Here is a 19,242-nt window from a genome sequence, read left to right on the forward strand (position 1 = left end):
TTTCACGGCCGCCCTCTCCGCGTGCTGCGGTGCGCAAGACATTGTGAGACGCCGGATGCCCAGAGACGACGTCATGCTCCGCTCGGGGGTGCTGCTGCGGCCGGATCCGGCACGCACCGTGATCCGCCCCTTTTCGTTCGAGGATCCGGACGCCTTCAAGGTGGAGGGTCATCCGCGGCCGCAGCGCGTGGTCGATCGCATCCGCGGGCTGGAGGGCGACTGGCTCGACCTCATGTACTCGGGCACCGTTGCCGCGCTGACCGAGCGGCACCGCGATCCGGAGGCGGTGCTGATGCGCCGCTTCGAAGAGATCAACGCCTCCGCGGTGGACACGTCCGGCGTGTGCGAGAAGCAGGCGCTGCTGATCGGCGCCTATTTCAGCGAGGAATATTCTTTCGAGGCGGCCGCCCTGTTCAACCCGAGCATGGTGCCGCACCCGGACCAGTCCGGCGTGGCGGACGGGCGCGTGCGCTTCGTGATGTCGCTGCGCTGCATCGGCGAGGGGCACGTCTCCTCGCTCACCTTCCGCACCGGCACGTGGGGCGCGGATACCGAGATCGAGCTTGACCCGCTGAGCGACTGGGCGGTCGCGCCGCGCATCGATCCGAAGGATCCGCAGGACGACGAGGTGACGGTGCACCTCCACTGCGGCGGCAGCCAGGCGATATCGGAGACGGTGATCTATCCGCTGATCCCGTCGCAGCATCAGGGCATCGAGGATGTGCGGCTGGTGCGCTTCGTCGAGGATGACGGCGGGATCGTCTACTACGGCACCTACACCGCGTTCAGCGGCAGTTCCGTGCGGCAGGAGATGCTGCGCACCACCGACTTCATCAATTTCGACATGAAGGCGGTCAGCGGTTCCGTGTCCAGCAGCAAGGGCCTGGCGCTGTTCCCGCGGCGGATCGACGGCCGGTACATGGCGCTGGGCCGGCAGGACAGCGAGAATCTATGGCTGCTGTCCTCCGACGATCTCTACCACTGGGACGGCGGCACCAAGATCGTGACGCCGAAATGGCCGTGGGAGTTCGTGCAGATCGGCAATTGCGGATCGCCGATGGAGCTGGACGAGGGCTGGCTGGTGCTGACCCATGGCGTCGGCACCGTGCGCACCTACTGCATCGGCGCCTGCCTGCTGGACAAGGCGGATCCTTCCAAGCTGCTGGCCCGCACCGAGATTCCGCTGATGCGGCCGCGCCCGGATCAGCGCGACGGCTATGTGCCGAACGTCGTCTACAGCTGCGGGGCGATGGTGCACAATCGCACCCTGCTGCTGCCTTACGGCGTGGCTGACGACTTCACCGCCTTCGCCACCGCGCCGATCGACGACGTGCTGGCGGCGATGGACTGATGACCGCGCCGGCCGATCGCGACGCGCAGAAGCGGGCGGCGGCGCTGGCGGCCGTGGCGGAGATCGCGCCCGGCATGTGCGTTGGGCTGGGCACGGGCACCACGGCGGCCCACGCGGTCGCGGCGCTGGGCGCGCGGTGCCGCGAGGGATTGCGGATCACCGCCGTCGCCACTTCTCTGGCGACGGAGGCGGCGGCGCGCGCGGCCGGCGTGCCGCTGCGCGACTTCGCCGGGGTGGCCGCAGTCGATCTGTGCATCGACGGCGTGGACGAGATCGACGCCGCTTTCCGCGCGATCAAGGGTGGCGGCGGCGCGATGCTGCGCGAGAAGATCGTCGCCACCGCGGCCACGCGGATGATCGCGATCGCCGACGCATCCAAGCAGGTGCGGCGCATCGGCGCGGCGCCGGTGCCGGTGGAGATACTGCCCTTCGCCCGCGCCTTCTGCATCGCCGCGATCGAGCGGCTGGGGGCGGACGTGGCGGTGCGCGGCGGTACGGGCGCGGCGTTCGCGACCGATCAGGGCAATCCGATCCTGGACTGCCGGTTCGGCGTCATCGCCGATCCGGTCGGGCTCGCCGCGCACCTATGCGCGATCCCCGGCGTGCTCGGCCACGGCCTGTTCCTCGACGAGATCGACATGCTCTACGTGGGCACTGCCGACGGCGTCGTGAAAGCGGCCAGACCACCGGCCGGACGGGACGATCGGAGCGCGGGCGGCGGCTCGATGACGGAACTCGATCGTTCCACCATCGTACCGGCAGTTGGCATGCCGGCAGGTGCACATATCGCTAGATGAGGCGGGTTGAGATGAGCGAGCAGGCAGAGGTGGACGCAGGGGTGGATACGGTGCGCGAGGATGGATCGCCCGACCGGCTGGCGATCGACACGATCCGCACGCTGGCGATGGACGCCGTGGAGAAGGCCAATTCCGGTCACCCAGGCACGCCGATGGCGCTGGCGCCGGTGGGCTACACATTGTGGCGAAACTATCTGCGCTACGATCCCGCGACGCCCGACTGGCCGAACCGCGACCGTTTCGTCCTGTCGGTCGGCCACGCCTCGATGCTGCTCTACGCGCTGCTGCATCTGGCCGGGGTGGAGGAGATCGACGCCGACGGGCGGAAGACGGGCAAGGAGGCGGTGAGCCTCGACGACATCCGCCAGTTCCGCCAGCTGGGATCGAAGACGCCGGGCCATCCCGAATATCGCATGACGACCGGGGTGGAGACGACGACCGGGCCGCTTGGCCAGGGCTGCGGCAATTCCGTGGGCATGGCGGTGGCGGAGCGGGCGCTGGCGGCACGCTTCAACCGCGACGGCTTCACCCTGTTCGATCACGACGTCTATGTGCTCTGCGGCGACGGCGACATGATGGAAGGCGTCTCCGGCGAGGCGGCGTCGGTGGCCGGGCATCTGGCGCTGTCGAACCTCTGCTGGATCTACGACAGCAACCACATCTCGATCGAGGGATCGACCGAGCTGGCCTTCACCGAGGATGTCGGCAAGAGGTTCGAGGGGTATGGCTGGAACGTGATCCACGTCGACGACGCCAACGACACGGCGAAGGTGGCGGCGGCGCTCGACACGTTCAAGGCGACCGACGATCGCCCGACCTTCATCGTCGTCCACTCGGTGATCGGCTGGGGATCGCCCCGCGCCGGCAGCGAGAAGGCGCATGGCGAGGCGCTGGGCGAGGAGAATGTGCGCAAGACCAAGGAGGCCTATGGCTGGCCGGCGGACGCGCAGTTCCTGGTGCCGGACGGCGTGGCGCAGGCGTTCAACGGCGCCGTCGCCGGCCGTGGCGCGGCGGCGCGCGAGGCATGGGAGGCCGATTTCGCGCGCTATCGCGAGACCTTCCCGACCGAGGCGGCGGAGCTGGACCTGCTGCGCCAGGGCAAGCTGCCCGACGGCTGGGACAAGGATGTGCCGACCTTTCCGGCCGACGCCAAGGGCCTCGCCACGCGCGACTCCGGCGGCAAGGTGCTGAACGCCATCGCGCCGCACGTGCCGATGCTGATCGGCGGCGCGGCCGATCTGGCGCCCTCCACCAAGACGAACCTGACCTTCCAGGGCGCCGGCGCGTTCGAGCCGGGCAGCTATGGCGGGCGCAACATGCATTTCGGCGTGCGCGAACATGCGATGGGATCGATCGCCAACGGCATGGCGCTGAGCTACCTGCGCAGCTACACCGGCACCTTTCTGGTGTTCGCCGACTATATGCGCCCGCCGATCCGCCTCGCCGCGATCATGGAGGTGCCGACGATCTTCGTCTTCACCCATGACAGCATCGGCGTGGGCGAGGATGGGCCGACCCACCAGCCAATCGAGCATCTCGCCACGCTGCGTGCGATCCCCGGGCTGGATACGATCCGCCCGGCCGACGCGAACGAGGTGGCCGAGGCGTGGAAGGTGGCGCTGAGCCATACGAGCGAGCCGACAGCGCTGATCTTCTCGCGTCAGGCGCTGCCGACGATCGATCGCGAGACATATGCCGCCGCCTCCGGGCTGGAGAAGGGCGCGTACATCCTGGCCGACGCGCAGGAGGGCGAGCCCGCCATCATCCTGATCGCCACCGGCAGCGAGGTGTCGCTGGTGATCGCGGCGCACGAGCAGCTGGCGGGCGAGGGCATCGCCTCGCGCGTGGTGTCGATGCCGAGCTGGTATCTGTTCGAGAAGCAGGACGCCGCCTATCGCGACTCCGTCTTCCCGCCGGCGGTGAAGGCGCGGCTGGCGGTGGAGCAGGCCGGGTCGCTCGGCTGGGATCGCTATGTCGGGCATGACGGGGCGACCATCACCATGTCCACCTTCGGCGCCTCCGCGCCAATCGCCAAGCTGCAGGAGAAGTTCGGCTTCACCCGCGACAATGTCTGCAAGGTCGCGCGCGACCTGATTGGAAAGACCAGCAAATGACGAGCAAGCTGCAACAGCTGCACGACGCCGGACAGGCGGTGTGGCTCGACTTCGTCGACCGCAAGTTCCTGAGCGAAGGCGGCCTGAAGACGCTGGTGGCGGAGGATGGGCTGACCGGCGTCACCTCCAACCCGTCCATCTTCGAGAAGGCAATGGGGTCCGGCGACACCTATGACCAGGGGTTCGACGCCTTCCTGAAGCAGGCCGACGCCAGCGTGGTCGACACCTACGAGCATGAGGCGATCGCCGACATCAAGGCCGCGGCGGACGATCTGCGCCCGGCCTATGACAAGCTGGACGGCAGAGACGGCTATGTGAGCCTGGAGGTCTCGCCCTATCTGGCGCTGAGGACCGAGGAGACGGTGGCCGAGGCGCAGCGCCTGTGGGCGGCGGTGGACCGGCCGAACCTGATGGTGAAGGTGCCCGGCACCGAGGCGGGCGTACCCGCGATCCGCCGGCTGATCGGGGACGGGCTGAACATCAACGTCACCCTGCTCTTCTCGCTATCGGCCTATGAGGCGGTGGCGGAGGCCTATCTCGCCGGGCTGGAGGCGCGGGTGAAGCAGGGGGCGCCGATCGACCGGATAGCGAGCGTGGCGAGCTTCTTCGTCAGCCGCATCGACGCGCAGATCGACAAGGCGATCGACGAGCGGGTGAAGGCCGGCGATCCGCAGGCCGATGCGCTGAAGGCGCTGCGCGGCAAGGTGGCGATCGCCAACGCCAAGCTCGCCTACGTCCACTATCAGCAGCTGATCGCGAGCGACCGGTGGCACGCGCTGGCGGCCAAAGGCGCGATGCCGCAGCGGCTGCTGTGGGCCTCCACCGGCACCAAAGATCCGGCCTATCCGGACACGCTCTACATCGATACGCTGATCGGGCCGGACACGGTGAACACCATGCCGCCCAAGACGATGGACGCCTTCCGCGATCACGGCACCGTGCACGAGACGCTGACCGAGGATGTCGAGGGCGCCCGGCACATTCTGGCGGAGGCCGACCGGCTGGGGCTGGACCTGGCCGGCGTGACGGCAAAGCTGGTCGACAATGGCGTGACCCTGTTCGCCGATGCCGCCGATACCCTGCTGGGCGCGGTGGCGGGCAAGCGCGAGACGTTTCTCGGCGATCGGCTGAACCGCCTCTCGGCCGACCTGCCGGCCTCGCTTGAGGAGGCGGTGAAGGCACGGCTGGAGACGGCCCGCGCCGAGGCCTGGTCGCGCCGGCTGTGGGCGGCCGACGCCACGCTCTGGACGGGCGGGGACGAGGCGAAGTGGCTCGGCTGGCTGGCGGCGGGGAAGGGCGAGCAGGTGGACTCCGGCGAGCTGGCCGGCATCGGCGAGGAGGCACGGGCGTTCAAGGATGCCGTGCTGCTGGGCATGGGCGGATCGAGCCTGGGGCCGGAGGTGCTGTCGCTGATCCTGGGCAGTCGCGCGGGGCAGCCGAAGCTGCACGTACTGGACACGACCGATCCGGGCCAGATCGGCACCGTGCTGGCGGCGATCGACCCGGCGGAGACCCTGTTCATCGTCTCCTCGAAGTCCGGATCGACGATGGAGCCGGAGCTGCTGCGCGCCTTCTTCTTCGACAAGGCGGGCAAGCGGGGCGATCACTTCATCGCCGTGACCGATCCGGGATCGAACCTGGAGAAGACGGCCAAGGCGGACGGCTTCGCCCATGTCGTGGCCGGCGATCCGGCGATCGGCGGCCGCTATTCGGTGCTGTCCGCCTTCGGCATGGTGCCGGCGGCGGTGATCGGGGTGGATGTGCCGGCGTTCTTCGCGGCGAGCGCGCCGATGGTCTTCTCCTGCGGGCCGGACGTGCCGCCCGGCGCCAACTCCGGCGTGCATCTGGGCGCCATATTGGGCGAGGCGGCGGTGGCCGGGCGCGACAAGCTGACGATCGTCACCTCGCCGGCGCTGCGGCCGTTCGGCGCCTGGCTGGAGCAGCTGCTGGCGGAATCGACCGGCAAGCAGGGCAAGGGCATCGTGCCGGTGGATCTGGAGCCGCTGGGCGCGGCCGAGAGCTACGGCACCGACCGCCTGTTCGCCTGCCTGACCCTGGCCGGTGACGAGGATGCGGATACGACGGCGAAGCTGAAGGCGCTCGCCGATGCCGGCCAGCCGATCGTCTCGATCGAGATCGCCCGGCGCGAGCTGATCGGTCAGGAGTTCTTCCGCTGGGAGATCGCCACCGCGGTGGCCGGCGCGGTGATCGGCATCGATCCGTTCGACCAGCCCGACGTGGAGGACGCCAAGGTCGCCACGCGCAAGCTGGTGGACGCCTATGAGGCGTCGGGCGCGCTCGATCCGGAGACCGCTCTGGTCGACGACGGCACGATCGCGCTCTACGCGCCAGGCGATCCGGAGTTCGCCGCGACCGACGCCAGGGCGGTGCTGGCCACCCATCTCGCGAGCCTAAGGCCCGGCGACTATCTGGGCCTGCTCGCCTATATCGAGCGGGACGGTGAGCATGAGGCGGCCATCGCCCGGATGCGGGTGGCTATACGCGATGCCAAGGCGGTGGCGACGGTCGCCGGCTTCGGCCCGCGCTTCCTGCACTCGACCGGGCAGGCCTATAAGGGCGGGCCGGCGACCGGCGTGTTCATCGAGATCACGCGCGACGCCGATCCCGATCTGGCCATACCCGGCCATCGCGCCACCTTCGGCACGGTGCAGCTGGCCCAAGCGCGCGGCGACCTGGACGTGCTCGCCACGCGCGGCCAGCGGGTGCTGCGCGTTCACCTGAAGACCGGCGACGTGGCCGCGCTGGAAGCCCTGCTGGCCGCAGCCCTTTCCGCCTGACGTTCGGAGACACAGATGCGCCTCGCAATGATCGGCCTCGGCCGGATGGGAGCCAATATCGCGCGCCGGCTGATGAAGGCCGGGCACGAGATCGTCGCCTACGATCGCGACGAGAAGGCGGTGGCCGGGCTGGCGGGGGACGGCGCCGTCGCCGCCGCCGCGCTGGAGGATGTGGCTGCCAAGCTGGAGGCGCCGCGCATCTTCTGGGTGATGCTGCCGGCTGGCCCGCCAACGGAAGACACGATCGCGACGCTGACCAAGATCGCCTCGCCCGGCGACATCATCATCGACGGCGGCAACACCTTCTACAAGGACGATATCCGCCGGGCGCAATCGTGCGCGATGAAGGATCTACACTATGTCGACGTCGGCACCTCCGGCGGCGTGTGGGGGCTGGAGCGCGGCTACTGCATGATGATCGGCGGCGAGACGGAGATCGTGCGCCTGCTCGATCCGATCTTCGACGCGCTGGCGCCGGGCTACGGCACGATCCCCCGCACCGTCGGCCGCGACGGGCCGGACGACCGGGCCGAGCGCGGCTACATCCACGCCGGGCCGGCGGGCGCGGGCCACTTCGTCAAGATGGTCCACAACGGTATCGAGTACGGGCTGATGCAGGCCTATGCCGAGGGCTTCGACGTGCTGAAGGGCAAGGCATCCGAGCATCTGCCGGAGGACCAGCGGTTCGAGCTGAACCTGCCGGACATCGCCGAGGTGTGGCGGCGCGGCAGCGTCATCTCGTCCTGGCTGCTCGATCTGGCGGCGATCGGCCTCGCCAAGGACCATACGCTCGAACATTATAGCGGCAGGGTCGCCGATTCCGGCGAGGGGCAGTGGACGATCGACGCGGCGATGGAGGAGGCGGTGCCGGTGAACGTGCTCTCCACCGCCCTGTTCGCGCGCTACCGATCGCGGGTGGACAGCACGTTCGGCGACAAGCTCCTCTCCGCCATGCGCTTCGGCTTCGGCGGCCATGTCGAGATGCCGCAGTGACGGGAGCCGCGCCGGCGCCCGCCGCCACCCTGGTGATCTTCGGCGCGATGGGCGATCTCGCCAAGCGGCTGCTGGTGCCCTCGCTGCTGAACCTGGTGCGGGACGGGCTGCTCGGCGACGACTTCCGCATCATCGGCGTGAGCCACCATGATGTCGACGATGCCGGCTTGCGCGACGGCTTGGACGACTTCGTCGGCAAGGAGGATGATGCGGGCGAGGCATGGGCCAGCCTGCGCGAGCGGATCAGCTACCTGCGCGGCAGCTTCGACGAGGATGCGCCCTATGCCGCGCTGAAGGCGCGGGTGACGGGCAATGCCGCCTTCTACCTGGCGACGGCGCCCGGCTTCTTCGGCACGATCGTGGACAGGCTGGCGGATGCCGGGCTGACCGACGAGGCGGACGGGTTCCGCCGGGTGCTGATCGAGAAGCCGTTCGGCCACAATCTCCCCTCCGCGCAGGCGCTCAACCGGCAGATCCTGGCGCGGATCGGGGAGGGGCAAGTCTACCGCATCGATCATTTCCTGGGCAAGGAGACGGTGCAGAACATCATGATCGCGCGCTTCGCCAACGCGCTGCTGGAGGCGGTGTGGAACAGCCGCTACATCGATCACGTGCAGATCACCGCCGCCGAGACGGTGAGCGTGGGCACGCGCGGCAAGTTCTACGACGCGACCGGCGCGCTGCGCGACATGATCCCCAACCATCTGTTCCAGCTGCTGGCGATGGTGGGGATGGAGCCGCCCAATTCATTCGACGCCGAGGCGATCCGCAACGAGAAGGCCAAGCTGCTGGCGGCGGTGCGCGGGCCGAAGGCGGGCGAGGTGGCGCGCGATGCCGTGCGCGGCCAGTATCGCGCCGGCCGGGCGGGCGACGCCGACGTGCCCGACTACCATGCCGAGGATCTGATCGCCGCCGACAGCCGCACGGAGACCTACGCGGCGATCAGGGTGGAGGTGGAGACGTGGCGCTGGGCCGGCGTGCCCTTCTACCTCCGCACCGGCAAGGCGCTATCGGCGCGCGATACGGAGATCGTGGTGGTGTTCAAGCCGGTGCCGTTCGCCCTGTTCCGCGACACCGACGTCACCCGCCTGCCGCCGAACGAGCTGGTGCTGCAGGTGCAGCCGCACGAGGGCATCAGCCTGGACTTCATCGTAAAGAAGCCCGGGCCGGTGGTGGATACGGGCGAGGCGAGCCTGGACTTCCGCTATGCCGACCATTTCCCGCTGGGCCACCGCACCGGCTACGAGACCCTGCTGTACGACGCGCTGATCGGCGACCAGACCCTGTTCCAGCGCGCCGACATGATCGAGGCCGGGTGGGCGGCGGTGCAGCCGATCCTGGATGCGTGGGGCGAGGGCGGGGAGCCGGAGCCCTATGCCGCCGGCAGCGCCGGCCCGGCCGGGGCGGCGACGATGCTGGCGCGCGAGGGCCGCCACTGGCACGCGCTCGGATGAGCGGCGGATCGCGCCCGCGCCTCGTCATCTCGGACGTGGACGGCACCCTCGTGCGAAGCGACAAGAGCCTCGCCGAGGCGACCGTGGAGGCGGTGGAGCGGCTGACCGCCGCCGGCGTGCCGATGACCCTCATCAGCGCGCGCCCGCCATCCGGCATGTACTGGCTGGCAGAGCGGCTGCAGCTGGCCGGCCCGTTCGGCGCGTTCAACGGCGGCGTGCTGTTCAAGGCGGACGGCACCGTAATCGAGCGGCATTGCCTGGACCGCGACGTTTCCGAACGGGTACTGGCGCTGCTGGTGGAGGCGGGGATCACCCGCTGGGCATTCGCCGACGGCGACTGGCTGGCGAGCGACGATCGCAATCCGCACACCGGCAACGAGGTGAAGGCGGCGAATGTCGATCCGATCGTGACGACCGATTTCTCCGGCCGGCTCGATCGCCTCGACAAGATCGTCGGCATCAGCGACGATCACGGCCTGCTGCTGCGGCTGGAGAAGGATGCCAGGGCGATCGTCGGCCCGCGCGCCACCATCGCCCGTTCCCAGCCTTATTATCTGGACGTGACGGCGCCGGTGGCGAACAAGGGAGACGGTATCGCCTTCCTGGCGCGCGCGTTCGGCGTCGATCTGGCCGATGTGCTGGTGCTCGGCGATCAGGCGAACGACCTGCCGATGTTCGCCCGCGCCGGCCGGTCGATCGCGATGGGGCAGGCACCCGACGATGTGCGCGCCGCCGCCGACGAGGTGAGCGAGAGCAACGACCGCGACGGCGTGGCGGTGGCGCTGGACCGGCTGACGCAGGCGGCGGTGTGAGCCGGCCGCTGAAGATCTCCGCATCGGTGCTGGCGGCCGATTTCACCCGGCTGGGCGAGGAGGTGGCGGCCGTCGATCGCGCGGGATCGGACTGGATCCACGTCGACATCATGGACGGCCGCTTCGTGCCCGACATCTCGTTCGGGCCGAGCGTGGTGAAGGCGATCCGCCGCAGCACGCGCAAGCCGCTGAACCTGCACCTGATGATCGTGGAGCCGGAGCGCTCGCTGCAACGCTATCGCGATGCCGGCGCCGATCACCTGCTGGTGCAGGCCGAGCCCGGATCCACCGTGCATCTGCACCGCGTGCTCAGCCAGGTGCGCGAGCTTGGCTGCCGGCCCGGCGTGGTGATCGATCCGGCGACGCCGATCATGTGGATCGAGCATGTGCTCCACCTCGTCGATATCGTGCTGGTGATGACGGTGAACCCCGGCTTCGGCGGCCAGGCGTTCCTGCCGGAGATGCTGCCCAAGATCGCGGCGCTGCGCACGCTGGCCCGCGAGCGCGGGCTGGACTTCCACATCGAGGTGGACGGCGGGCAGGACGCCGACACGATCCGCCGATCGACCGAGGCCGGCGCGGACGTGATCGTGGCCGGCACCGCCATCTTCGGCGCACTGGATTATGCCGGCAAGATCGCCGAGATGCGGGCCTGCGCCCACACCTCCACTTCTCCCACGAAAGGATAGACCTTGGCCAAGACCCTGATCGCGTTCGACCTGGACGGCACGCTTGCCGAGAGCAAGCAGGCGGTGGACGACGAGATGGCGAAGCTGCTCGCCCGCCTCTCCGCCGTGGCCACGGTGGCGATCATGTCCGGCGGCGACTGGCCGCAGTTCGAGCAGCAGCTGGTCGGCAACCTGCCGGCCGCCTCCCACTTCGACAAATTCTACCTGCTGCCGACATCTGGCACGAAGCTGTACCAGTATGACGGCAGCTGGAAGCGCATCTACGCCGACATCTTCAGCGACGACGAGCGCCAGGAGATCGAGCAGGCGCTGACCGACGCGGTGCAGGAAGCGGGCTTCGCCGGCGACAAGAGCTGGGGCGAGAAGATCGAGGATCGCGGCAGCCAGATCACCTTCTCCGGCCTAGGGCAGGAGGCGCCGCTGGACGCCAAGCATGCGTGGGATCCGGATTTCGCCAAGCGCAAGCTGCTGCAGAAGATCCTGACGCCGCGCCTGCCGGGCTTCGCCGTGCGCGTGGGCGGATCCACCTCGATCGACATTACCCGTGCCGGCGTGGACAAGGGCACCGGCATGCAGAAGCTCGCCGGCATCGTGGGCATTCCGCCCGAGCAGATCATCTTCATGGGCGACGCCGTCTATCCCGGCGGCAACGACTATCCCGTGCGCGAGGTGGGCATCTACACGATCGCCGTCGCCAATATCGGCGAGACGAAGCGGGCGATCGAGGCGGTGCTGTTCTGCCTGGGCGGGTGAGCGCGCCCGACGCGCCCTGAGCCGCGCCGGCGGTTTCGCTACGCGATGCCGCGCGCGGCGAGATGCCCTTCGCGGATCGCGGTCTGCAGAAAGCGGGGGCTGCGCACGTCGCCGACCGGGATGACGCGCACGGCCGGATCGTCCACCGTGTCCAGCAGCTCGCGGTTGGGCGCGTTGTGCGAGACGAACACCACCGTATCCGCCTCCACCGCGCGCGATGGCCCGCCATAGCGGCGCTCGACCGTGACGGCGGCCTCGTCCACGGCGGTGAGGCGGCCGTAGGTGATGAGCTCGAAATCGCCCTTCGCCAGCCGTTCCAGCGCGGGATCGGCGGAGAGGCTCGGCTCCAGCGCCGGGGCGAAGCTGGAGCGGCCGGTGACGAAGGTGACGGCGGTGCCGCGCTCGATCAGGAACTCGGCGGCGGCGACGCCCTCATAGTGGCCGACATCGTCGTAGACGACGGCGCGGGCGCCCCAGTCGCGGTTGCTGTGCTCCAGCAGCAGATCGTGGCTGGAGACGACGTGGCGCCGCTCCATGCCCGCCGCGATCCGGCCGGGCGACAGATATTGCGTGCCGTCCATCCGCGGCAGCGATCCGGTGGCGACGATCAGCACGTCTGGCGCGATCTCCGCCACGTCGTCGGCCTGCACATAGGTGCTCAGCCGCACGTCGACGCCGAGACGGAAGATCTCCCGCTCCAGCCAGTCGACGATGTCGCCGATGCCGGCGCGGCGTGGCGCCCGGCGGGCGATGGCGACCGCGCCGCCGAGATGGGCCGCCGCCTCCGCCAGGATCACCTCGTGCCCGCGCAGCGCCGCGACGCGCGCCGCCTCCAGCCCCGCAGGGCCGCCGCCGACGACGAGGACGCGCCGGCTCTCCGCCGCGGGCGCGATCAGCGCCTCGTCCAGCGTCGCCTCGGCGCCCACCGCCACGTTCACGGTGCAGCCGATCCGCCCGACGGTGAGCAGCCCGCCGATGCAGCCATGGTTGCAGCCGATGCAGGGGCGCACGTCGTCCGCCTGGCCCTCCATCGTCTTGCGCACGATATCGGGATCGGCGATGTGCGCGCGCGTCATGGCGACGAGGTCCGCCTCGCCGTGGGCGATCACCTGCTCCGCCTCCTCCAGCGTGCGGAAGCGGCCGGTGACGAGGACGGGCACGGAGACGGCGCGGCGCGGCGGCTGGCCGGCCTCGATCTCGTAGCCGGCAGGCTCGTGCATCGCGCCGATCACCTTGTGCGGGTTGTAATCGGTGCCGAGCGTGAGGTTGAGGAAATCGATCAGCCCGCGCGCCTGGAACAGCGCCGCCACGGTGGCCACGTCGTCGGGCGTCATGCCGCCTGGCAGCCCTTCCGAACTCAGCCGCACGCCAAGCGCCATGTGCGCCGGCAGCATCGCCCGCACCGCCTCCAGCAGGCGCAGCGGCAGGCGCATGCGATTGTCGAAGCTGCCGCCATATTCGTCGGTGCGGCGATTGTGCAGCGGCGACATGAACTGCTGGACGAGGTAGCCGTGCGCCATGTGCAGCTCGACGCCGTCCAGTCCTCCGTCGATGCAGCCCTGCGCCGCCGCGCGATAGGCCGCGACCAGCCCGTCTATCTGCGCGATCGACATCGCCTCCGCCGGGATGCCGACGAGCGCGCCGATACTGTCCGACGAGGACCAGGGCGGGCTGCCGTCCGCCTCCGGGATCTCGTTGCCGAGATGGCCGATCTGCTGGAACACGCGCATGCCGTGCGGCCGCACCGCCGCCATCAGCGCGCGATAGCCTGCGATCAGGTCCATGCCGTCCGCCCGCAGGAACGGGTAGGCCGAGCTGCCGACCGCCAGCAGCTCCAGGATCGTCAGGCCGACGCCGCCGCGCGCCCGCGCGGCATGATAGTCGATGAGGGTGGCGCTCATCGTGCCGCCGCCCAGGCCGGTGCCGTGGCCGGTCCGCGCCACGCGGTTGGGCACGGTGACGGGGCCGATGGCGATCGGTGACAAGACATGCTTCAGCATCGGTCGCTTCACCCTCTCCATCGGCGGGCCTGTGCCCGCGCCCGCAGGAGGATAGGGCAAAGCGCCGGCCGCGCGGCCTAGCATTAGGCCGAGCCCGCGTTCGGTCGGAACGTTCGACAATCTCGAATAGTGCGTGCGATCTTATTCCGGTGTTTGGGGTGTCACCGACTTCCTAGATGGGTCCGCGTTCGGGTGCGCGCACCCGGCCGCAGCCAAGGAGACCTGTGATGTCCGACCGTTCGACCGACACCGCCCTCGACCCCCTGTTCCTCTCGCGGTGGAGCCCGCGCGCGTTCGACGGATCGGCCATGCCGGAAGCCGATCTGCGCACGATCCTGGATGCCGCGCGCTGGGCGCCCTCGGCCTACAACTACCAGCCGTGGACTTTGCTCTACGCGCGGCGCGACGATGCGAACTGGGAGCGCTTCCTGGGCGGGCTGGTGCCGTTCAACCGGAGCTGGGCGAAGGACAGCGCGATGCTGATCTACATCGTCTCCGACACGCTGATGTTCGGCGACGATCCGGCCAAGGCGGCGCCCTCGCACAGCCACAGCTTCGATGCCGGCGCGGCGTGGGCGCAGCTGGCGTTGCAGGCGACGATGCTCGGCTACCATTCGCACGGCATGGTCGGCGTGGATTTCGACGCTGTCCGCACCGAACTGGGCGTGCCGGACCGCTACCGCATCGAGGCGGCGGTGGCGATCGGCACGCGCGGCGATCCGTCGTCGCTGCCCGAGGGCCTGCGCGAGCGCGAGGTGCCGAGCCTGCGCAAGCCGATCGAGCAGATCGCCTTCGCCGGCAACTTCCCGTCCTGACGGCGGAGACGGGGTGCCGCCGGCAGGTCCGGCGGCACCCGCTCCGCGTCCGCCAAGGATGCCGCGCCCCCGTCGCGGCGCACGGACGCGCAAAGGCCGCCGGAACCCTCGCGGGATCCGGCGGCCTCGCTTGCTGCGGCAGGGTCAGGCGGCGTCGACCAGCACGATCTCGCTATCCTCGATCGCGGTGACGCGCAGCGTCTCCAGGTCGCTGATCGCGGCACCGTCGCGGGCGTTCACGCGCACGCCGTCTATCTCCACCGCGCCCTTGGCCGGCACCAGATAGGCGCGGCGGGTCGCGCCCAGCGGATAGTCGACCGTCTCGCCCGCCTTCAGCGTCGCGGCGACCACCCGCGCATCGGTGCGGATCGGCAGCGCGTCGTCGTCGTCGGCGAAGCCCGAGGCGAGCACCACGAAGCGGCCGGCGCGATCGCCGGCGGGGAAGGGGCGGGCGCCCCAGCCGGGCTGCTCGCCGGTGCGGGTCGGCAGGATCCAGATCTGGAACAGCCGCGTCGTCACATCCTCCATATTATATTCGGAGTGACGGATGCCGGTGCCGGCGGACATCACCTGCACGTCGCCCGCCTCCGTGCGGCCGACATTGCCCAGGCTGTCGCGATGGGTGATCGCGCCCTCGCGCACGTAGGTGACGATCTCCATGTCGCGGTGCGGGTGCGGCGGAAAGCCGGTCTTCGGCGCGATCGCGTCGTCGTTCCACACGCGCAAATTGCCCCAGCTGGTGCGGGCCGCATCGTGGTAGTTGGCGAAGCTGAAATGATGCCTGGCATCCAGCCAGCCATGATTCTCGCCGCCGAGCGTGGCGAAGGGGCGCAATTCGATCATCCCGTTTCTCCTTGGACCGGGGTTGATGTCTGATGCGACGGAGATAGGATGCGCGACCATTTCCGTTCAGGGCGATAATATCGAGCCGTCCGTTCGACAAAGTCGAAAGATCGGTGACGGTGACGGCCCCGCAGGTTGGCGCTTTGCTCCGGCGGCGGAACCGGATACACGGCGGGCATGACGAAGAAGCCGACGATCCTGGAACGCGCCTACGAACTGGCCCGCGCCGGCAAGATCACCGATCTGCAGGATCTCGCCCGTCAGCTGAAGGCGGAAGGGTTCGAGGCGGTGGACGCGCATCTCGCCGGCCCGTCGCTGCGCGCCGACCTGCGCCGGCTCACCTCCTCCGCCAGGCGCCCGGCCGCCTGATCCGCACTTCGGCCGGCGAACGGACGCCGGGTGCCCGAATGACGTAGGCGCGCCGTATAGCGCTTGACCGGCGGCGGTCGAGGAATAGCCTCTGGCATCGGGAGATCGTGGCGGATCGGGGCGCGGGGGCATGCCCGGCCGGCACGGTGGATGGCTGAACGTCCGACGCGCTTTTTCGGGGGAACCACGATGTCCGTCTCACGCCGCAGCTTCCTGTCCGCCGTCGCCCGCAGCGGCGGTTACGGCGCCACCTTCGCGACGATGCAGGCGCTGGGGCTGCTCGCCGCCGGCGAGGCATCGGCGCTGCCGCCGCTGCCGGCCGATCAGGGCAGCGGCAAGACGGTCGTCATCATCGGCGCGGGCGCCGCCGGCCTCACCGCCGCCTACGAACTGCGCAAGGCGGGCTTCGCCGTGACGGTGCTGGAGGCGAACGGCCGCGTCGGCGGCCGCGCCTGGGCGGCCAAGAGCGGCACGAAGGTGACGTTCCTCGACGGCACGAGCCAGACCTGCGGCTTCGACGAGGGCCAGTGGTTCAACATGGGGCCGGCGCGCATCCCCTCGATCCACCGCAACCTGCTGGGCTATTGCGGCCAGCTGGGCGTGCCGCTGGAGGTGGAGATCAACACCTCCCGATCGGCGATGATGCAGGCGGACGCGCTGAACGGCGGCAAGCCCGTCACCCAGCGCCGCGTGGTGCACGATACGCGCGGCTACATCGCCGAACTGCTGGCCAAGGCGATCGACCAGCGCGCGCTGGACCAGATGATGACGCGCGACGATGCGGACCGGATGCGCGCCTTCCTGACCGGCTTCGGCGATCTCGACAGGAGCGGCAAATATGCGGGCGGCGAGCGCGGCGGCTTCCTCGTCGATCGCGGGGCGGGGCCGGTCACGTCCAAGTACAACCCGCCGCTCGCCCTGCACGAATTGCTGCTGGCCGATCTCTCCAAGGGCGAATTCTACGAGGAGCATATCGACTGGCAGGCGACCATGTTCCAGCCGGTGGGCGGCATGGACCAGATCTGGTTCGCCTTCGCCCGCTCGCTGGGCGACATCGTGCGGCTGAACGCGCCCGTGACCGAGATCAGCAACACGCCGCGCGGCGTGCGCGTGGCCTACAAACAGGGCGGCAGGGCGCAGGCGATCGAGGCCGACTTCTGCATCTGCACGCTGCCGGCCACGCAGCTGAAGAAGATGCCCGGCAACCTGGCGAAGAAGACGAAGGATGCGGCCGCCGCGCTGCGGATGGTGCCGCTCTACAAGATCGGCTGGCAGGCGCCGCGTTTCTGGGAATCAGAAGCGAACATCTATGGTGGCATCAGCTTCCTGAAGCAGCCGGTCGATCTCGTCTGGTATCCGAGCTACGGATTGTTCAGCGGCAAGGGCGTGGTCGTCGCCGGCTTCAACAGCGAGGCGGACGATGACGGCCAGCTTAACGCGTTCGGCAAGCTGGGCATGGCGGCCAAGATCGCCGAATCGCGGCGGTCGGTGGAGCTGCTGCATCCCGGCCGCGGCGGGATGCTGGAACATCCGCTGTTCATGAGCTGGCGGCAGATCCCCTATTTCGAGGGCGCGATCGCGGTGAACGACGGCGACGGGCCGCTGCCTTACTATACCCTGCTGAACGAGCCGGACGGCAACGTCTGGTTCGCCGGCGACTATCTCTCGCGGCTGGTGGGCTGGCAGGAGGGCGCGATCCTCTCCGCCCACCGCGCGATCCTCGGCATGACGACGCGGATGAAGGCGGCGGCCTAGACCGGACCGACATCCAGCTTTTTGCCTGTCCGCTCATCCCGAGGAGGGGTTGAGCGGAGGCGAAGCCCCGTCTCGAAGGACCGTCCATGTCCTTCGAGACGCCATTTCGACACGCTCAATGGCTCCTCTGGATGAGCGGTCCGCACAAGCGCCGAGTCAATCGGCTCATTCGCTAAATGTCGTTCGGCCCTAGACCCGCTTCCTTCGCGATGGCCGGCACCGTCGCGCGCCGGAGGGATCAGGCGAGTTCCTTCGCGCGGGCGCCGGCGGCTCTCAGGTCGGCCACGAAGCGGGCATATTCCTCCTCCGCCTTCTCGCGTTCGGGGATGCGCAGCAGGTAGCTGGGGTGGACCGTCACCCACGCCTCGCCGCCATCCTGCAGCACGTGCGGGCGGCCCCGCGCGCCGCTGATCGTCACCACCTTGCCCAGCAGCGAGCGGGCGGCCGTGGCGCCCAGCGCCACCGTGAGCGGCGGTCGGATCAGCACGCGTTCCTGCTCGATCCACCAGCGGCACGCCTCGATCTCCGGCCCCTGCGGCTTGGCGTGGATGCGGCGCTTGCCCCGCTGCTCGAACTTGAAATGCTTGACCGCGTTGGTGACGTAGACGGTGCCGCGATCGACCCCGGCCTGGGCCAGCGCGCGATCGAACATCTGCCCGGCGGGACCGACGAACGGCTTGCCGGCGAGATCCTCCTGATCGCCCGGCTGCTCGCCGACGAACATCAGTGTGGCATCGATCGGCCCTTCGCCGAACACCGTCTGCGTGGCGTGCTTGTAGAGGTGGCAGCGGGTGCAGGCGGCCGCCTCCTCGCGCAGCGCCTCCCATGCGAGGCGGCTGTTGCCACCCACATCGGCGGGCGGTTCAGCCGCCACGGCATCCGCCACCTTGAGGTCCGACTTCGCGATCATGCCGCTCTCCCGCGCCTGCGCGCCTGCTATCAGTTGCGGGACCAACGCCGTTTCCGGCATGTTTTTCCAGTATTTCTTCGGCATCTCCTTCAGCATCGCGCCGATCTTCACGCGTGCCGGGTTGAAGATGGAGGCGTAGTAGGTCTTCCACGTCTCCTCCAGCGGGTCGCCGGCCGGCGCATCGGCCTTGCTGGCGCCCGGCGCCTCGCTCAGCGTCGCGCCGTCCCAGTGCAGCGACAGTTCGGGCGTCAGGATCGACCAGCGCATCGTGGCGAAGCGGCGGACGAAGAAGGCGGCGTTGATGCGGACGATATGATGCTCGGGCTCGAACCAGGCGACGAAGCGCGGCTGGTCGCCCTCTTCCAGCTCGCGGAAGCGGAGGAAGGCGCGCATCTTGTGCACGTCGCGGCGCACCGCCTTCGCCAGCTCCTCGATGCGGCGGAGCAGTGGATCGGCATGATCCTCGATCAGGCGCGGCTGATCGCGCAGCCGCAGCAGCATCGCGTAGAGCAGAGCGAACCGCTCCGCATCGGCATGGCACACGGCATCGCGCGCGAGGGCGACGAAGGCGCGCGGCACGGAGAAGGCGCCCTCCACCGCGGTGTCGAGCACCGCCTCGTCGGCGAACAGGTCCGGCGCGCCGTCGCCCGCGTGCCAGACGATCTCCTCCGGCGGCACGCGCGCGAGGGCGAGGGCGCGGGCGGCATCGCGCCAGCCGTCGAAATCGTCTGGGGCGGCGAGGTGGACGGTGCGCATGGGCCGACGACGCGCGACCGGGCGTTCGGTTGC

Annotated in this window: 14 protein-coding genes and 1 pseudogene; 12 read left to right on the forward strand and 3 right to left on the reverse strand. The window is 69.5% G+C overall.

Annotated elements, in window-relative coordinates:
- Window positions 1–73: 73 nt before the first annotated feature.
- From GNT64_RS03565 to GNT64_RS03605, 9 genes and pseudogenes are all read left to right on the forward strand, one after another.
- Window positions 74–1,351 carry a glycoside hydrolase family 130 protein gene (locus GNT64_RS03565; protein ID WP_231639233.1) on the forward strand — a complete coding sequence of 426 codons (1,278 nt, stop codon included), beginning with the start codon at window positions 74–76 and terminating at the stop codon, window positions 1,349–1,351.
- Window positions 1,351–2,043 (forward strand): annotated as a pseudogene (gene rpiA, locus GNT64_RS03570) (ribose-5-phosphate isomerase RpiA); the annotation flags it as partial. The gene GNT64_RS03565 and the pseudogene rpiA, both read left to right, overlap by 1 nt.
- A gap of 116 nt (window positions 2,044–2,159) precedes the next feature.
- Complete coding sequence (tkt, locus tag GNT64_RS03575; protein WP_156678263.1) at window positions 2,160–4,262, forward strand: transketolase; 2,103 nt, start codon at window positions 2,160–2,162, stop codon at window positions 4,260–4,262.
- A complete protein-coding gene (locus tag GNT64_RS03580; protein WP_156678264.1) occupies window positions 4,259–7,060 on the forward strand; it encodes a bifunctional transaldolase/phosoglucose isomerase in 2,802 nt (933 codons plus the stop codon). Before tkt ends, GNT64_RS03580 begins: the two co-directional genes overlap by 4 nt.
- A gap of 15 nt (window positions 7,061–7,075) precedes the next feature.
- Window positions 7,076–8,053 (forward strand): phosphogluconate dehydrogenase (NAD(+)-dependent, decarboxylating), encoded by a 978-nt coding sequence (gnd, locus tag GNT64_RS03585; RefSeq protein ID WP_156678265.1) that lies wholly within the window; start codon window positions 7,076–7,078, stop codon window positions 8,051–8,053.
- On the forward strand, window positions 8,050–9,507 hold the full coding sequence (zwf, locus tag GNT64_RS03590) for a glucose-6-phosphate dehydrogenase (protein WP_156678266.1): 1,458 nt from the start codon (window positions 8,050–8,052) through the stop codon (window positions 9,505–9,507). Before gnd ends, zwf begins: the two co-directional genes overlap by 4 nt.
- Window positions 9,504–10,319, forward strand: a complete 816-nt coding sequence (locus GNT64_RS03595) for a Cof-type HAD-IIB family hydrolase (protein ID WP_156678267.1) — start codon at window positions 9,504–9,506, stop codon at window positions 10,317–10,319. The genes zwf and GNT64_RS03595 overlap by 4 nt, the downstream gene beginning before the upstream one ends.
- Complete coding sequence (gene rpe, locus GNT64_RS03600) at window positions 10,316–11,008, forward strand: ribulose-phosphate 3-epimerase (protein WP_156678268.1); 693 nt, start codon at window positions 10,316–10,318, stop codon at window positions 11,006–11,008. The genes GNT64_RS03595 and rpe overlap by 4 nt, the downstream gene beginning before the upstream one ends.
- A gap of 3 nt (window positions 11,009–11,011) precedes the next feature.
- The gene (locus GNT64_RS03605) at window positions 11,012–11,761 is read left to right on the forward strand and encodes an HAD-IIB family hydrolase (protein ID WP_156678269.1); all 750 of its coding nucleotides are present in this window, start codon (window positions 11,012–11,014) and stop codon (window positions 11,759–11,761) included.
- A 38-nt stretch (window positions 11,762–11,799) separates the two neighbouring features.
- Here the strand turns inward: GNT64_RS03605 and GNT64_RS03610 are convergent, their stop codons facing one another.
- Window positions 11,800–13,761 (reverse strand): oxidoreductase, encoded by a 1,962-nt coding sequence (locus GNT64_RS03610; protein ID WP_231639234.1) that lies wholly within the window; start codon window positions 13,759–13,761, stop codon window positions 11,800–11,802.
- Window positions 13,762–13,988: 227 nt separating this feature from the next.
- On the opposite strand from GNT64_RS03610, the gene GNT64_RS03615 reads away from it, so the two are divergent.
- The gene (locus GNT64_RS03615) at window positions 13,989–14,576 is read left to right on the forward strand and encodes a nitroreductase family protein (RefSeq protein ID WP_156678271.1); all 588 of its coding nucleotides are present in this window, start codon (window positions 13,989–13,991) and stop codon (window positions 14,574–14,576) included.
- 144 nt (window positions 14,577–14,720) lie between these two features.
- On the opposite strand, the gene GNT64_RS03620 is transcribed toward GNT64_RS03615, so the two are convergent.
- Window positions 14,721–15,419: a pirin family protein gene (locus GNT64_RS03620; protein ID WP_156678272.1), complete on the reverse strand. Its 699-nt coding sequence runs from the start codon at window positions 15,417–15,419 to the stop codon at window positions 14,721–14,723.
- A 177-nt stretch (window positions 15,420–15,596) separates the two neighbouring features.
- On the opposite strand from GNT64_RS03620, the gene GNT64_RS03625 reads away from it, so the two are divergent.
- Window positions 15,597–15,788 (forward strand): hypothetical protein, encoded by a 192-nt coding sequence (locus GNT64_RS03625; protein WP_156678273.1) that lies wholly within the window; start codon window positions 15,597–15,599, stop codon window positions 15,786–15,788.
- Between the two features lie 189 nt (window positions 15,789–15,977).
- A complete protein-coding gene (locus GNT64_RS03630; protein ID WP_156678274.1) occupies window positions 15,978–17,543 on the forward strand; it encodes a flavin monoamine oxidase family protein in 1,566 nt (521 codons plus the stop codon).
- A gap of 238 nt (window positions 17,544–17,781) precedes the next feature.
- Here GNT64_RS03630 and GNT64_RS03635 read toward each other — a convergent pair whose 3' ends face one another.
- Window positions 17,782–19,209: a UdgX family uracil-DNA binding protein gene (locus tag GNT64_RS03635; protein WP_156678275.1), complete on the reverse strand. Its 1,428-nt coding sequence runs from the start codon at window positions 19,207–19,209 to the stop codon at window positions 17,782–17,784.
- Window positions 19,210–19,242: the final 33 nt, after the last annotated feature.

The sequence above is a fragment of the Sphingomonas profundi genome (assembly GCF_009739515.1).
Lineage (GTDB): Bacteria > Pseudomonadota > Alphaproteobacteria > Sphingomonadales > Sphingomonadaceae > Alterirhizorhabdus > Alterirhizorhabdus profundi.

What these genes read in the sequence shown, in the direction of transcription:
- GNT64_RS03565 (WP_231639233.1), top strand. Translation starts at nt 74, where the DNA reads ATGCTCCGCTCGGGGGTGCTGCTGCGGCCGGATCCGGCACGCACCGTG.
- tkt (WP_156678263.1), top strand. Translation starts at nt 2,160, where the DNA reads ATGAGCGAGCAGGCAGAGGTGGACGCAGGGGTGGATACGGTGCGCGAG.
- GNT64_RS03580 (WP_156678264.1), top strand. Translation starts at nt 4,259, where the DNA reads ATGACGAGCAAGCTGCAACAGCTGCACGACGCCGGACAGGCGGTGTGG.
- gnd (WP_156678265.1), top strand. Translation starts at nt 7,076, where the DNA reads ATGCGCCTCGCAATGATCGGCCTCGGCCGGATGGGAGCCAATATCGCG.
- GNT64_RS03595 (WP_156678267.1), top strand. Translation starts at nt 9,504, where the DNA reads ATGAGCGGCGGATCGCGCCCGCGCCTCGTCATCTCGGACGTGGACGGC.
- GNT64_RS03610 (WP_231639234.1), bottom strand. Translation starts at nt 13,761, where the DNA reads ATGCTGAAGCATGTCTTGTCACCGATCGCCATCGGCCCCGTCACCGTG.
- GNT64_RS03615 (WP_156678271.1), top strand. Translation starts at nt 13,989, where the DNA reads ATGTCCGACCGTTCGACCGACACCGCCCTCGACCCCCTGTTCCTCTCG.
- GNT64_RS03620 (WP_156678272.1), bottom strand. Translation starts at nt 15,419, where the DNA reads ATGATCGAATTGCGCCCCTTCGCCACGCTCGGCGGCGAGAATCATGGC.
- GNT64_RS03625 (WP_156678273.1), top strand. Translation starts at nt 15,597, where the DNA reads ATGACGAAGAAGCCGACGATCCTGGAACGCGCCTACGAACTGGCCCGC.
- GNT64_RS03630 (WP_156678274.1), top strand. Translation starts at nt 15,978, where the DNA reads ATGTCCGTCTCACGCCGCAGCTTCCTGTCCGCCGTCGCCCGCAGCGGC.
- GNT64_RS03635 (WP_156678275.1), bottom strand. Translation starts at nt 19,209, where the DNA reads ATGCGCACCGTCCACCTCGCCGCCCCAGACGATTTCGACGGCTGGCGC.